Raw genomic sequence first — 14,228 nt, 5'->3', positions numbered from 1 at the left:
TTCCACGGGTATGCCTGATGCATCGCGGCGCGCCTTTCGCGGCCGATGACCGCTCCTACAAGGGGGTGGGTGTGACATGCGGTCATGCGATCAACTGTGGGAGCGGTCAGTGGCCGCGAAGGGTGCACTGAGGTGTGTCTGGCAGACCGCAGTGCTGCCTTCGCGGGCAGAGCCCGCTCCCACAGGGGGGTGGGTGTGACATGCGATCAACTGTAGGAGCGGTCAGTGGCCGCGAAGGGTGCACTGAGGTGTGTCTGGTAGACCGCAGTGTTGCCTTTCGCGGGCATAGCCCGCTCCCACGGGGGGATTTTAGTCCATGCCTACGAAACCGCCGGTCTGGTGATGCCACAGCCTTGCGTACAGGCCGCGTTGCGCCAGTAGCTCGGTATGGCTGCCGATTTCGACCACCTTGCCTTTCTGCAGCACCACCAGGCGATCCATTTTGGCGATGGTGGACAGGCGGTGAGCAATTGCAATCACGGTCTTGCCTTTCATCAAAGTTTCCAGGCTTTCCTGAATCGCCGCTTCGACTTCGGAATCGAGCGCCGAAGTCGCTTCGTCCATGATCAGGATCGGCGCGTTCTTCAGCAGGACACGGGCGATCGAGATGCGCTGGCGCTGGCCGCCGGAGAGCTTCACGCCGCGTTCACCCACATGGGCGTCGAAACCACGGCGGCCTTCGCTGTCGGACAGCAGCGGCAGGAAGTCATCGGCGCGGGCTTTGCGTACCGCTTCCCAGACCTGCTCCTCGGTAGCATTGGGCTTGCCGTAACGCAGGTTGTCGAGGATCGAGCGGTGCAGCAGCGAGGTGTCCTGAGTGATCAGGCCGATCTGCTCACGCAGGCTCTCCTGGGTCACCTCGGCAATGTCCTGGCCGTCGATCAGGATGCGGCCGCTGGGCAGGTCGTACAGCCGCAGCAGCAGGTTGACCAACGTGGATTTACCCGCCCCTGAGGGGCCGATCAGGCCGATCTTTTCACCCGGACGGATATCCAGGGTCAGACCCTCGATGATGCTGTCGCCCTTGGGGTAATGGAAGTGCACGTCTTCGAAGCGCACGTTGCCGCGGTCGACCTTGAGCCGTGGAGCCCCTTTCTTGTCGGTCACGCTGACGGGCTGGGCGATGGTCTGCAGGCCATCCTGCACCATGCCGATGTTTTCGAAGATACCGTTGACCACCCACATGATCCAACCGGACATGTTGACGATACGGATGACCAGGCCGGTGGCCAGGGCAATCGCGCCCACCGAGATGAGCGACTGCGTCCACAGCCACAGCGCCAACCCCGTGGTGGCGACGATCAACAGGCCGTTTATGGTGGTGATGGCGAAGTCCATGGCGGTGATCACGCGGCTTGCCAGTTGGGTTTTCTCGGTCTGCTCGCTGATCGCATCACGCGCGTACTGCTGCTCCATGCTGGTATGGGCGAACAGCTTGAGCGTGGCAATGTTGGAGTAACCGTCGACGATGCGGCCCATCAGTTTCGAGCGTGCGTCCGAAGACACTACCGAGCGTTCCTTGACCCTTGGAACGAAGTAATAAAGCGCGATCACATAGGCGACGATCCACAGGATCAGCGGGATCATCAGCCGCCAGTCGGCCTCGGCGAACAGCACCAGGGCGCTGATCGCGTAGATCAGTACGTGCCACAGGGCGTCGACTGCGGCGACCGCCGAATCGCGCAACGAGTTGCCGGTCTGCATGATGCGTTGGGCAATGCGCCCGGCGAAGTCGCTGTGAAAGAAATTCATGCTCTGCTTGAGCACATAGTTGTGGTTCTGCCAGCGAATCAGGCTGGTCATGCCGGGACTGATCGCCTGGTGCACCAGAAGATCATGCAGGCCGATGAAGATAGGCCTGAACACCAGCGCCACCACCACCATCCAGGTCAGCTCCAGCGCGTTGTCGCTGAAGAAGTGCACGTTGGGCGTGCCTTGGGCCATGTCGATGATGCGACTGAGGTAGCGGAACAGTGCGACTTCGATCAATGCACCGATCAAGCCCACCACCAACAGGGTGGCGAAGCTGGGCCACACCTGCTTGAGGTAGTAGATGTAGAAGGCCAGGACTTTGTTGGGGGGCGTTTCCGTAGGCGCTTCGCGGAAGATATCGATCCATTGTTCGAAGCGGCGATAAATGCTCAAGCGTGCTCTCCTATGCGGGTTGACGGTCCTGGCCGGGGCCGACGTGGCGTGCGAATCAGTCCACGCGTTTCGCCGACTTGATCATCACCGGATCACTGGGCACGTTCTGCATGCCGCGTGAGGTCGTGGTCGGCACGTTGGCGATCTGGTCGACCACTTCCATGCCCTTGACCACCTTGCCGAAGACTGCATAGCCAAAATCACGGCCACCATGGTCGAGGAAGTCGTTGTCCTTCTGGTTGATGAAGAACTGGCTGGTGGCCGAGTCCTTTACTTGAGTGCGAGCCATCGCGAGGGTTCCCCGGACGTTGTGCAAACCGTTGTCGGCTTCGTTCTTGATCGGACCCTGGGTTGCCTTCTCACGCATGTCTGCGGTGAAGCCGCCAGCCTGGACCATGAAACCCGGAATCACGCGGTGGAACACGGTGTTGTTGTAGTGGCCCTTGTCGACGTAGGCAAGGAAGTTGGCGGTGCTGATCGGTGCCTTGGCTGCGTCCAGCTCGACTTCGATCGGGCCCATGCTGGTGTCGAGCAACACGTGAGGGTGCTGGGCGTCGGCGGCCATCAGGTGGCCCGCCAGGGACAGGGAACAGGCGGCCAGAAGGATTTTTTTCAGCATGGGTGTGAAGTCCTTGAAAAGGGGAGGCAAATGCTTTGAGCCAAAAGCGGCGCAAGCGTTCGGGGCAATGTGTGGCAAGCGTGCCGCCAAAGGACGGCCACGGCGAGCCGCAGTGGAAAAATCAATGTTACCGAATGTTCGCAGAACGAGGGGGTCAGGCGCCCTGATCCAGCACCATCTGCTCCAGCGCCAGGATCGGCACGTCCAGCGGGGCGGTATCGAAAGTGCGCAGCAGTTCGACGAGAATCTGCGTGGCCGGACCCAGCGGCTTGTCCTTGTTCGAATACAGATAGAACGTGGGGTGCCGACTGCCGCCCTGTTCCAGAGGCAAGGCGGCGAGGGTGCCCTCGCGCAGCTCGCGTTCGATCATGTGCCGGGGCAACCAGGCAAAGCCCAGGCCACTGCCAACGAAGCTGGCGGCGGTGGCCAGGCTGCCGACGGTCCAGCGCTGCTCTGCGCCCAGCCAGCCGACGTCGCGCGGTTGCTGGCGCCCCGAGTCACGGATCACCACCTGCATGTGGCCGTGCAGGTCCTGCACGCTCAGCGCCCGGCCCATGGCCAGCAGGGCATGTTCGGGGTGCGCGACGGCAATGAATTCGATGGCGCTCATTTCGGCGCCCAGGTAGCCCGGAATGCTGTAGCTGCTGATCGCCAGGTCGGCGACGCCTTCCTGCAGCACTTCCTCGACCCCCGACAGCACTTCCTCGCGCAGCCGCACTCGGCAGCCGCGGCTCTGCGGCATGAACGCGGTCAGGGCACGAATCAGCCGCGCGTTGGGGTAGGCCGCGTCGACCACCAGGCGGACTTCGGCTTCCCAGCCCTGTTCCATGTGGTGCGCAAGGTCTTCCAGCTGGCTGGCCTGCTTGACCAGTTGCCGGGAACGGCGCAGCAGCACGCCACCGGCGTCGGTGAGCACCGCCTTGCGCCCGTCGATGCGCAGCAGCGGTACCCCGAGCTGGTCCTGCATGCGGGCCACGGTGTAGCTGATCGAAGACTGCGAGCGGTGCAGGGCTTCGGCCGCCTGGGCGAAGCCGCCATGGTCGACCACGGCCTGCAGGGTTCGCCATTGATCAAGGGTGACGCGCGGCGCTTTCATCTTCGACTCCTGTGTCTTGTGCGCACCGCCCGCCCGAGGGTGCAGCGATCCGTCCCGATGCGCCACAGGGTAGAGGAATGATCGGACAAGACAACTTATTTGATGGGTCGTAGCAGGTATCCAGGGGTCTTCCATCGATCCCACGCTGGCTTCACTGGCCTGACCTGCCCCAGATGCGCTAAGGTCCGCGCCTCGCAAATTCGGGGCGCACCATGCAATACCTTCTGATCGTCACCCTCATCCAGGCCTTCTCTTTCAGCCTCATCGGCGAATACCTCGCCGGTCATGTCGACAGCTATTTTGCCGTCCTCGCGCGGGTCCTGCTCGCCGGGCTGGTGTTCCTGCCGCTCACCCGCTGGCGCCAGGTCGAACCGCGCTTTGTGCGCGCCATGCTGCTGATCGGCGCGCTGCAGTTCGGCATTACCTACGTGTGCCTGTACCTCAGTTTTCGCGTGCTGAGCGTGCCGGAAGTGCTGCTGTTCACCATTCTGACGCCGGTGCACGTGACCTTGATCGAGGATGCGCTGAATCGCCGTTTCAACCGTTGGGCGCTGGTAGCGGCCCTGGTCGCGGTGGCAGGTGCCGCCGTGATCCGCTTCGACCGCGTCAGCCCGGACTTCTTCATCGGTTTCCTGCTGTTGCAGGTGGCCAACTTCACCTATGCTGCCGGTCAGGTGCTGTACAAGCATCTGCTCGCGCGCCACCCCAGCGATCAGCCGCAATACCGCCGCTTCGGCTATTTCTATGTCGGCGCCTTGCTGGTGGTACTTCCGGCATTCCTGCTGTTCGGCAACCCCGACCACCTGCCGCAGGCGCCCTTGCAATGGGGCGTGCTGGCGTTTCTCGGGCTGGTGTCGACGGCGCTCGGCATGTATTGGTGGAACAAGGGCGCAAGCCTTGTGCCGGGGGCGACGCTGGCGGTGATGAACAACCTCCACGTACCGGTCGGTCTGCTGCTCAACCTGCTGATCTGGAACCAGGACGAACCACTGGGACGGCTGTTCCTGGGTGGCGGTGTGATCCTTTTCTCGGTGTGGTTGAGCCGTCTGGGCGTGCGTGACAGCAAGGTGCGAGCATGATGAAAACAGGATCCACAGAAACGTCCACACGCAACTGGTCCAGCGTCATCGCGCTGGCACTGGCGGCGTTCATCTTCAATACCACGGAGTTCGCGCCGGTCGGGCTGCTGACGTCCATCGGTCAGAGCTTCGCCATGCCAACGTCGCAGGTGGGGCTGATGTTGACGGTGTATGCCTGGGTGGTGTCGCTGATGTCGTTGCCGATCATGTTGCTCACGCGCAACGTCGAACGTCGCCGGTTGCTGATCGGGGTGTTCATGCTGTTCGTGGTCAGCCATGTGGTGTCCAGTGTCGCCTGGAGCTACGCAGTGTTGCTGGCCAGTCGCATCGGTATCGCCTTTGCCCACGCCCTGTTCTGGTCGATCACGGCATCGCTGGCGGTGCGGCTGGCGCCACCGGGCAAGCACACCCAGGCGTTGGGGTTGTTGGCCACCGGGACGTGCCTGGCCATGGTGCTGGGCGTACCGCTGGGGCGGGTGGTGGGCGAGGCGCTGGGATGGCGCACCACGTTCGTCGGAATCGGTGTGGTGGCGACGGCGGTGGGGCTGTGGCTGGCGAAAAGCCTGCCGGCGCTGCCGAGCCAGAACTCCGGTTCGCTGCGCAGCCTGCCCATGTTGCTCAAGCGCCCGGTGCTGGTCGCGCTGTATGTAACCACGGCGCTGGTGATCACTGCGCAGTACACGGCCTACAGCTACATCGAACCGTTCGTGCAGGCGGCGGCACGCATGAGCGGGGAGATGACCACGACCTTGCTGCTGCTGTTCGGCGGCGCGGGGGTGATCGGCTCCCTGGTATTCAGCCGCTACAGCGGCCGTTATCCGCGTAGCTTCATGGTGGTGTCGATCGCCCTGCTGGGCCTGTGCCTGATGCTGCTGTTGCCGCTGGCGCGCCACGCCACCTACCTGAGTGTGGTGAGCGTGGTCTGGGGCATATCGATCATGTGCTTCAGCCTGGCGATGCAGTCCAAGGTGCTCGAGCTGGCGCCGGATGCCACGGACGTGGCCATGGCGCTGCATTCGGGCATCTATAATGTCGGCATTGGCGGTGGGGCGCTGCTGGGTAGTGTGGTGATCACCCAGTTGGGGGTGGCGAACATCGGCAGCGTCGGTGCGCTGATGGCGGGGGCGGGCTTGCTGCTGTGCTGGCACACGACGTATCGGCGTGGTCATTCGGCACCCGCCTCGGGTTGACCGGTCTGCAACACCTCGCCGATCCCGGACGCGGCTTGCGCCGCTGCTACAGGGGAATGCGGTGTTTCTGGGGTAACGCGTTGAGGCGCGATACAGGGGAATGCGGGGGTCGGGGGAACGCGTTAAGGCCGGATGCAGGGGAATGCGGTGTTTCTGGGGTAACGCGTTGAGGCGCGATACAGGGGAATGCGGGGGGTCGGGGGAACGCGTTAAGGCCGGATGCAGGGGAATGCGGTGTTTCTGGGGTAACGCGTTGAGGCCCGATACAGGGCAACGCGGTCCCTGTAGCAGCGGCGCGAGCCGCGTCGGCGGCGCATGCGGTTTGCCTGGGTGACCGCGTGCTGGTCGGATGCAGCATCGAGGGCGTAACTAACGGTTCCGCTTGCAACCCTTTTTAAAATACAATCGATCTCATTTACATCTGACAGGTGCCGATGATGGTCGATCTTGCGGGGGCGGACGTTCGGGCGTTCGAAACGCTCTACCGCGACAATCGCAGCTGGCTGGAGCAGTGGCTCAGCCGCCGGCTGGGCAGTGCCTGGGATGCGGCGGACCTTAGCCAGGATACGTTTGTCCGGGTGCTGGCCAGCCCTCAGTCGGTGGCTGACCTGCAGGAGCCTCGCGCCTATCTCAAGACCGTCGGCAAACGTCTGCTGGTGAACTTCTACAAACGGCGCAGCCTGGAGCAAGCTTATCTGGATGCGCTCGCCACGCTGCCTGCAGACGTCGCGCCTTCGCCGGAACAGCGCTGGCAGGTGCTGGAAACCCTGCACGCCCTGGATCAGCTGCTCGATGGCCTGCCCACCGCAGTTCGCCGCGCCTTTCTGCTCAGCCAGCTGGAGGGGCTGGGGTACCGGGAAATCGCCGAACGGTTGCAGGTCAGCGAGCGCAGCGTCAAGCGCTACATGGCGCAGGCCTACGAGCACTGCCTGCTGGCCGAGCTGTGCTGAGCCCCGAGCCGAGCGACGAAGCACGTCGGGTTGCCCGGTCGGCGGCACGCTGGTGGGTGTGCATCGAGTCCGGCGCGGTCAGCGAGCAGGATCTTGCCCGCCTGCAACGCTGGCGTGAAGCCAGCGACGCCCACGAGTCGGCCTGGCGGCGGGTATCGGCGCTCAAGGGCCGCTTTCAGATCCTGCCGCCAGCGCTGGCCATGGCCAGCCTGGATCGTCCGGCGCCAGGCCGTCGCGACATGCTCAAGGGCTTGCTGGGCGTAGCCGTAGTGGCCCCCGCCGGCTGGTGGCTCGCGCGCGAGCTGCCCCTCGACGCCTGGCGCGCCGATGAGGCCACCGGGACTGGCGAGCGGCGCCGACTGACACTGGCCGATGGCAGCGTGTTGCATATCAATACCTCGACGGCGGTCGATATCGATGCCGAAAAACGGCAACTCAGGCTGCGGCGCGGAGAAATCATGTTGCGCCTGGCCGACGCCACGCCGTTCCACATCCGCACGGCGCTCACCGACGTGAGGCTCGACCAGGGTGAGATCAACGTCCGCGAGGGCAGCGGCGTCTGTCGGCTGTCGGTGCTTGCCGGGCAGGCAGAGGTTCGCCCCACAGGCTTTGCCGCGCTTACCTTGCGCGCGGGGCAACGTATACAGTTATCCGACGCAGGGCCTGGTCCGATCACCGGTTTCGATCCTCGCCAACCGGGTTGGCGCGAAGGCGTGATCGTTGCCCTCAACCAGCCCCTGGGGGAGTTTCTGCGCGAGCTGGACCGTTATCGCCCCGGCATTCTGCGCTGGCAGCCCGAACTGGACGCCTTGCGCGTGACCGGCAGTTTTCGCCTGGACGAGCCGGATCAGGTATTGAATCTGTTGGCGGTCAGCCTGCAGCTGCGCGTGCAGTGGCGCACGCGCTATTGGGCCACCCTGGTGCCCCAGGAAAAATCCGCGTAGCGCCTGTCCCCTTTTGCGCGCTCGCTTGTCATGGAAAGGTAAGCACACTCAAAGAGCCTTCAGCCATGCCCGCACGGCCCCCTCGTTCGTTTCCCCGGTCCACCCGCAAGCCACCGACCCACTATGCTCGTGCGCTGCATCTCAGCGTGCTGCTCGGCCTGGCGCCGATGCCGTTGCAAATGGCCCTTGCCGAAGGTAGCGCTCGCGTCTACAGCGTGCCGCAGGGCGATCTCGCTGCTTCGTTGACACGCTTTGCCAGCCAGGCCGGTGTCAGCCTGTCGGTCGCCCCCGCGTTGGTCGACGGTCGGCGCAGCGCCGGGCTGGCCGGTGAGTACAGCGTCGAAAGCGGTTTCGCCCAGTTGCTGGCCGGTAGCGGTCTGCGTCTGCAGGCGGTAGGGCAGAATGCCTATATCCTGGTAGCTGCGCCCCAAGGGGCAGACGTCGTGGAGATCACCCCCACCACGGTGACCGGTGCCGCGCAAGGCAGCCTTGCAGGCGAGCCGTATGCCGGTGGACAGGTGGCGCGGCGTGGCTCGCAAGGCCTTTTGGGTGTGCGAGACTTCATGGACACGCCGTTCAGCATGACCAGCTACACCAGCGAGACCAGCAAGAACCAGCAGGCCCGCACCCTGGGCGATCTGGTCGCCAGCGACCCGGCAGTGCGTACCACCAACCCGGCAGGCGGGCGTTTCGAACAGTTCACCATTCGTGGCTTCAGCCTGTTCAACAGCGATGTGTCCTACAACGGGTTGTACGGAATACTGCCCACGTATTCCATCGACATGGAAATGGCCGACCGAGTGGACATCCTCCGTGGGCCCAGTCAGTTGATCAATGGCATTTCCCCGCGGGGCAGTGTCGGTGGCGGCATCAACGTGGTGCCCAAGCGTGCCACCGATACGCCGATCAACGAGTTCACCGCCAGCTACGCTTCCGACAGCCAGGCCGGCGGCGCGGTGGATGTCGGCCGCCGCTTTGGTGAAGATCAGCGCTTTGGTGTCCGCCTCAATGCGGTGAAGCAAGCAGGTGATACCACGTGGGACCAGCAGAGCGTGGACCGCGAGATGGCCGCGATCGGGTTGGATTTTCGCGGCGAGCGCCTGCGGCTTTCCACCGACCTGGGGCATACCGAACGTGATACCGATGCGCCGCAGGAGCGCGTCCAGGTCGGTGTCAACGCGCGCGTGCCGGGCGCCAACCACGTTCGCGACAACTATGCGCAACGCTGGAGCAAGGCGCGTACCGAGGATACGTTCGGGGCGTTCAATGGCGAATACGATTTGAATGATTCGACCCTGCTGTACGGCAGCATCGGTGCACGGGAAAGCAACCACGATTTCCTCCGGCACAACGTGTCCGTCACCAACGATGCCGGTGACTTCGAGGTACTGCCCCGCGACTTCACCCGCGACGAGAGCGTGCGCACGGCCACGGTGGGCGTGCGCAACTGGTTCCAGACCGGCCCGGTCAGTCATGAAGTGAATCTGGCCGCCAGTCATTTCTACATGGACTTCACCAATGGCGGCGCGCGGTACGCCAGGGGGCGCAGCAACCTTTACAACCCGATAGCGACGCCGACTCCGAACAATCCCACGCGGCAGGACGCGAAGGTCTATACCGAGAACAGGTTCGACGGCGTGGCGCTGTCCGACACCCTCGGCTTCTTCGACGACCGCTTGCTGCTGACCCTGGGCGGGCGCTGGCAGCGGGTCAAGGTCGATGACTGGAGCGATGGGGTGAAAGGCGATACGGGCTACGACGAGGAGAAGTTTTCGCCTTCGGCAGGCGTGCTCTACAAACTCACCGACGAGCTGTCGCTGTATGCCAACTATCTGGAAGGCCTGAGCCAGGGCAAGATCGCGCCTTCCACCTCGATCAACGAGGACGAGATTTTCCCGCCTTTCATCAGCCGCCAGGTGGAGGTGGGTGCCAAGTACGATCTGGGCAGCCTGGCTATCACCGCGGCCGCGTTTCGTATCAAGCAGCCGGCGTACGAAACCAACACCGTCACCCGCACCTTCGGGCCCAATGGCAAGCGCGAAAACAACGGCGTGGAATTGAGCGTGTTTGGTGAGCCGCTTGCTGGCGTGCGCCTGCTGGGCGGGGTGATGTACATCGACAGCGAGCTGAGCGGTACCACTGCAGGCGCCTTCGATGGCAACCGTGCACCCGCCACGCCCGAGCTCAATGTCAACCTGGGTGCAGAGTGGGACGTGCCGGCCTTGCCAGGGTTGACGCTCAGTGGACGCGGGATCTACTCCAGCGCGCAGTACCTGGATCAAGCCAACAGCAAGGAAATCGACAGTTGGGAGCGATTCGACGTGGGTGCGCGGTACGCGTTCAAGGTGCAGGGCAAGGCCGTCACGCTGCGCGCCAATGTCGAGAACGTGCTGGACAAGCGCTACTGGGCGTCGGCTGGCGCTTCGGACGATAGCGAGCCGGGGTTGACCTTGGCCACCCCGAGAACCTACCTGGTCTCCGCCACGGTTGGCTTCTGACTGTCCGTGGGACCAGCCATCTGTGGGAGCGGGCGCTGTGGTGTGTCAGACGGTATGCGATGAAGCCTTCGCGGGCAGAGCCCGCTCCCACAGGTTGAAGCGGGACCCTGTGGGAGCGGGCTCTGCCCGCGAAAAAGACACTGCGGTGTATCGGCTTAAACCTTGAAGCGTCCGACCAACCCTTTCAGATGTCCGGAAATGTCTGTCAGCCGCCCCGATCCCGATTGTGCCGTGTGCGCGTACTCTTCGACCAACTGAGCATCGGCATGGATCTGCGCGATGTGCCGGTTGATTTCTTCGGCCACCTGGTGCTGCTCCTCTGCCGCCGTGGCGATCTGGTTGTTCTGATCACGGATCGAATCAACCGAAGTCCGAATCTTGTCGAAGCTATCCCGCGCCTGCTGGATGCATTCGACGCTGTCCTGGGACACCTGCAGGCTCCCCTGCATCTGCTGGGTGATGACCTGGGTACGACGAGCGAGATTGCCCAACAGGCCGTCGATTTCCCCGGTCGAGTCGGCGGTACGACGGGCCAGCGCCCGCACCTCGTCGGCGACCACGGCAAAACCACGCCCCTGGTCTCCGGCCCGCGCCGCCTCGATGGCGGCGTTTAGCGCCAGCAGATTGGTCTGCTCGGCGATGGAGCGAATGGTGTCCAGAATGCTGTTGATGTTCTTGCTGTCCTGCTGCAGCAGCTGCATGGTTTCGGTCGACTGTTGCAGCTCCGAACTCAGTTTGAGCACGCAGGTGGTTGCCTCGCCAATACGCTGCTGACCGTCGCTGACCTGTTGGTAGCCATTGTCGGCGCTGGTGGCCGCTTCGCCGCAGGAACGCGCCACTTCGTTGGCCGTCGCGACCATTTCGTTGAACGCCGTGCTGACCAGCTCCACCGCTTCGCGCTGGCGCCCAGCCACTTCATCCATATTGCGCGCGACCTCGTGCGTGTCGGCGGCGGCCACCTGCAGGTCGGACGATGCGGTGCCGATACGTTGCACCAGCTGCGAAATCATCCCGATGAACTGGTTGAACCACCCGGCCAACGCCGCCGTCTCGTCCTTGCCCTGAACCGTCAGCTGACGAGTCAGGTCGCCTTCGCCTTCGGCAATTTCCTGCAGGCCGTTGGCGACGCCCCGGATCGGCCGCACGATGACCCCGGCGAAGCTTGCACCGACGATGGCGAATACCACGGCAAGGGCTGCGGCGATGGCTGCGATCAGCCAGGTCAGGTTCGATGCCCGGGCCATCACCTCTTCACGCTCGATCAGGCCGATGAAGCGCCAGCCAAGCCCGGACGAGCTGACGATGTTGGCCATGTACACCTTGCCGTCGATCTCGACCTGGGTCGAACCGTCGCCGTGCCTGGCCAGCTCGGCGTAGTTGGCGCCCAGGTCGGCCAGCGGCTTGAAGTTGTGCTGTGCATCGCTGGGGTCCACCAACACGTTGCCGTTGGCTTCGATCAGCATCAGGTAGCCACTGTTGCCCAGCTTGATGTTTTTCACCAGTTCGGTCATCTGCTTGAGCGAAACATCCAGGCCCACCACGCCGACCACCTTGCCGGCAGCGTCGGTGACGCTGTGCACCGTACCGATCAACGACACATCATCGGCCGCCCAATAGTAGGCGTCCGTGCGCACGGTGGTGCCGGGTGCGGCCATCGCCGCCTTGTACCAGGGGCGCTGGCGCGGGTCGTAGTTGGCGATCTTCGGATCGTTGGGCCAACTGGCGTAGCCGCCATCGCTGAGCCCCAGGGACAGGTAGGCGGTGCTCGGATGGGTTTTGGCGAAACCGTTGAAAATCTCCAGCAAACGCTGGTTGTTTTCGGTCAGGGGAATCTGTGGGGCGTCTGCGCCCGAGTAATTCTTCAGACCCGTGGCGGCGACGATACGTGGGTCCTTGGCCAGGTACTCCACGTTCTGGCTGATGCCATCGAAGAACTGCTTCATGCCATTGTCGATCTGACGGATCTCCCGCCCGCTGCTGTCGACGAAGTCGGCCCTGGCAGCTTCGCGCAAGTTGAAGACGACGAGCACGGCGACCACGATCACTGGCAGGCAGGCGATGATCGCGAACCCCCAGGTCAATTTTTGCTTGATGTTCATGGTGTATTCCGCTGGTTTTATAGGTGTTGGTCGGCAGAAGGAAAGGCAGTGTGCTGCGTGCAGTCTCGGGAATTGTTCTTCGCATCGCTTTCAACCTATCGGCGACGAAAGGTCAAGCTGAACCGCGTCCGGCGGGCGACGGACAGGCGGTCGCTTCGGCACGCAAAACGGTGATGGGCTGGCAGGCAGCTCGCGGTACTTTTTCAGTCGTGCAGAGTCTACACAGTGACTTTTCTGACAGAGCGTTCGCGCATGCCCACCGTATCTCGTCTTCCACTGTTCGCCTTCGCGCTGGTCGCAGTCATCCAACCAAGCGTGGCGGCACCGCGCAGCGTGCCTTCCATCGATACCGAAGATGCCGCACTGGGCAGTGTCGAGATCGGCGAGGCATCAGGCCGCTTTCACCCGCAACTGAGTGTGGATGTCCGCAATGGCGATTTCGCCCGCGGCAACTATGACGATGACGCGGCGAGCCTGGGTCGCGTGCCATTGCATGCCCAGGCCGGTTTTGCCCTCGACCTGCACCAGGCTGTCGACGGTCGTGCCAATGCCTGGCTGGTGTTCAGCACCAGCAACGGTTTCCATGATCCATCGAGCGATGAAAGGGTAAGCCCGCGGCGCTGGTACGAGAGCAACAACCTGCTGGGATTGGTGATATCGCCCGTCGAGGGGTTGAGGCTGGGGTTTGTCTACACGGTCAAGACCAGTCCGAACGATGTCGCCGACACCACTCAGGAGGCGAGCTTCACCCTGGCCTACCAGGCTGAGTCGGGGTTTGGCGCATGGCGGCCAGGCTTGGCGGTCACCAGCCGTACGCAGGGGGACAGTGGCCTGTATACCCAAGGCAGCGTGGAGCCGGGCGTAGACCTGAGCGATGCCGGTCTGCGCTTGAGTTTTCCCAGCACGGTCGGTATCGGCTGGAATGGATTCTATGGTCCCGATTCCGGCGACCGTCTCTATGCCCGCAGCGGGCTGGCGCTCGAGCAGCCCTTCAAGTGGGGGGAAACACGCTGGAGCGCCCGCGCCGAGGCCCTGGCAATCTACCGCGATGGCACCTTGCGCGAACTCAGCGGCCCGAGCGGCGAAACCGACAGCGTGGTCCCTCAGGTGACCATGAGCCTGTCCATGGCGTACTGACCATGACCTGTGGGCAGGGGCACGGACCGCTCCTACAGATGAATCTGCTTCGGGGCCAGGGCCTGGTGCCTCTACCAGGACACACCTTGATTCAGAATCCCTGCTTCGGCAAAAACCTGTAACGGTATGATCTGGCGCATTCCCATCCCTCCCAGAGGTTTCCATGCAGTCCAGACTCATCGCTTACCCGGCCATGGTCGCGCTGACCGTCCTTCTTGCCGGCTGTGACGCGGCCGAAACCGCGGCGAACAAGGTCATCGAAACCTCCAAGACGCAACTGGTCGAAGCAGCGCGTGACACCTTCAGCGAATCGGCCAAGCAGATCAACGAGACGATCGACAAGGCGCAGCAGAGCGCCAAGCCGTGGATGACGGAGGGTGACGAGAAATCCGAAACCCGACACTCTGCAGCCGAGCAGGAAGCTAAGGAAAAGTCGGAAGGGTAAGCCTTTCCGCCTCTTCACAATTCATC

Annotated in this window: 11 protein-coding genes; 7 read left to right on the top strand and 4 right to left on the bottom strand. The window is 63.3% G+C overall.

Going from position 1 to position 14,228, the window contains the following annotated elements:
* Positions 1 to 309 precede the first annotated feature (309 nt).
* From IFT76_RS04915 to IFT76_RS04905, 3 genes are all read right to left on the bottom strand, one after another.
* The gene (locus IFT76_RS04915; RefSeq protein WP_122479715.1) at positions 310 to 2,139 is read right to left on the bottom strand and encodes an ABC transporter ATP-binding protein; all 1,830 of its coding nucleotides are present in this window, start codon (positions 2,137 to 2,139) and stop codon (positions 310 to 312) included.
* Positions 2,140 to 2,200: 61 nt separating this feature from the next.
* Positions 2,201 to 2,764 carry a peptidylprolyl isomerase gene (locus IFT76_RS04910; RefSeq protein WP_122479230.1) on the bottom strand — a complete coding sequence of 188 codons (564 nt, stop codon included), beginning with the start codon at positions 2,762 to 2,764 and terminating at the stop codon, positions 2,201 to 2,203.
* Positions 2,765 to 2,918: 154 nt separating this feature from the next.
* Positions 2,919 to 3,860, bottom strand: a complete 942-nt coding sequence (locus IFT76_RS04905; protein ID WP_192057547.1) for a LysR family transcriptional regulator — start codon at positions 3,858 to 3,860, stop codon at positions 2,919 to 2,921.
* 212 nt (positions 3,861 to 4,072) lie between these two features.
* On the opposite strand from IFT76_RS04905, the gene IFT76_RS04900 reads away from it, so the two are divergent.
* The 5 genes from IFT76_RS04900 (at position 4,073) to IFT76_RS04880 (ending at position 10,521) form a co-directional block, all read left to right on the top strand.
* Positions 4,073 to 4,939 carry a carboxylate/amino acid/amine transporter gene (locus IFT76_RS04900; RefSeq protein ID WP_192057546.1) on the top strand — a complete coding sequence of 289 codons (867 nt, stop codon included), beginning with the start codon at positions 4,073 to 4,075 and terminating at the stop codon, positions 4,937 to 4,939.
* Positions 4,936 to 6,129 (top strand): sugar transporter, encoded by a 1,194-nt coding sequence (locus IFT76_RS04895; RefSeq protein WP_274603793.1) that lies wholly within the window; start codon positions 4,936 to 4,938, stop codon positions 6,127 to 6,129. The genes IFT76_RS04900 and IFT76_RS04895 overlap by 4 nt, the downstream gene beginning before the upstream one ends.
* A gap of 437 nt (positions 6,130 to 6,566) precedes the next feature.
* Complete coding sequence (locus IFT76_RS04890) at positions 6,567 to 7,079, top strand: sigma-70 family RNA polymerase sigma factor (RefSeq protein ID WP_122479226.1); 513 nt, start codon at positions 6,567 to 6,569, stop codon at positions 7,077 to 7,079.
* On the top strand, positions 7,073 to 8,023 hold the full coding sequence (locus IFT76_RS04885) for a FecR domain-containing protein (protein WP_185793893.1): 951 nt from the start codon (positions 7,073 to 7,075) through the stop codon (positions 8,021 to 8,023). Before IFT76_RS04890 ends, IFT76_RS04885 begins: the two co-directional genes overlap by 7 nt.
* A gap of 167 nt (positions 8,024 to 8,190) precedes the next feature.
* Positions 8,191 to 10,521 carry a TonB-dependent receptor gene (locus IFT76_RS04880; RefSeq protein WP_244647893.1) on the top strand — a complete coding sequence of 777 codons (2,331 nt, stop codon included), beginning with the start codon at positions 8,191 to 8,193 and terminating at the stop codon, positions 10,519 to 10,521.
* A gap of 155 nt (positions 10,522 to 10,676) precedes the next feature.
* Here the strand turns inward: IFT76_RS04880 and IFT76_RS04875 are convergent, their stop codons facing one another.
* Positions 10,677 to 12,620 carry a methyl-accepting chemotaxis protein gene (locus tag IFT76_RS04875; protein ID WP_192057544.1) on the bottom strand — a complete coding sequence of 648 codons (1,944 nt, stop codon included), beginning with the start codon at positions 12,618 to 12,620 and terminating at the stop codon, positions 10,677 to 10,679.
* Between the two features lie 252 nt (positions 12,621 to 12,872).
* Here IFT76_RS04875 and IFT76_RS04870 point away from each other — a divergent pair, with 252 nt between their 5' ends.
* The gene (locus IFT76_RS04870; protein ID WP_244647861.1) at positions 12,873 to 13,757 is read left to right on the top strand and encodes a hypothetical protein; all 885 of its coding nucleotides are present in this window, start codon (positions 12,873 to 12,875) and stop codon (positions 13,755 to 13,757) included.
* Positions 13,758 to 13,920: 163 nt separating this feature from the next.
* On the top strand, positions 13,921 to 14,202 hold the full coding sequence (locus IFT76_RS04865) for a hypothetical protein (protein WP_122479223.1): 282 nt from the start codon (positions 13,921 to 13,923) through the stop codon (positions 14,200 to 14,202).
* The last annotated feature ends 26 nt before the right edge of the window (positions 14,203 to 14,228 follow it).

It is taken from the genome of Pseudomonas sp. CFBP 13727, assembly GCF_014841915.1.
Classification (GTDB): Bacteria; Pseudomonadota; Gammaproteobacteria; order Pseudomonadales; family Pseudomonadaceae; genus Aquipseudomonas; species Aquipseudomonas baltica.
This window is presented reverse-complemented; position numbering and strand designations above follow the sequence as displayed.

Coding starts and splice junctions, on each gene's coding strand:
- IFT76_RS04870 (WP_244647861.1), top strand. CDS start 12,873: ATGCCCACCGTATCTCGTCTTCCACTGTTCGCCTTCGCGCTGGTCGCA.
- IFT76_RS04910 (WP_122479230.1), bottom strand. CDS start 2,764: ATGCTGAAAAAAATCCTTCTGGCCGCCTGTTCCCTGTCCCTGGCGGGC.
- IFT76_RS04895 (WP_274603793.1), top strand. CDS start 4,936: ATGATGAAAACAGGATCCACAGAAACGTCCACACGCAACTGGTCCAGC.
- IFT76_RS04865 (WP_122479223.1), top strand. CDS start 13,921: ATGCAGTCCAGACTCATCGCTTACCCGGCCATGGTCGCGCTGACCGTC.
- IFT76_RS04875 (WP_192057544.1), bottom strand. CDS start 12,620: ATGAACATCAAGCAAAAATTGACCTGGGGGTTCGCGATCATCGCCTGC.
- IFT76_RS04880 (WP_244647893.1), top strand. CDS start 8,191: ATGCCGTTGCAAATGGCCCTTGCCGAAGGTAGCGCTCGCGTCTACAGC.
- IFT76_RS04900 (WP_192057546.1), top strand. CDS start 4,073: ATGCAATACCTTCTGATCGTCACCCTCATCCAGGCCTTCTCTTTCAGC.
- IFT76_RS04905 (WP_192057547.1), bottom strand. CDS start 3,860: ATGAAAGCGCCGCGCGTCACCCTTGATCAATGGCGAACCCTGCAGGCC.
- IFT76_RS04890 (WP_122479226.1), top strand. CDS start 6,567: ATGGTCGATCTTGCGGGGGCGGACGTTCGGGCGTTCGAAACGCTCTAC.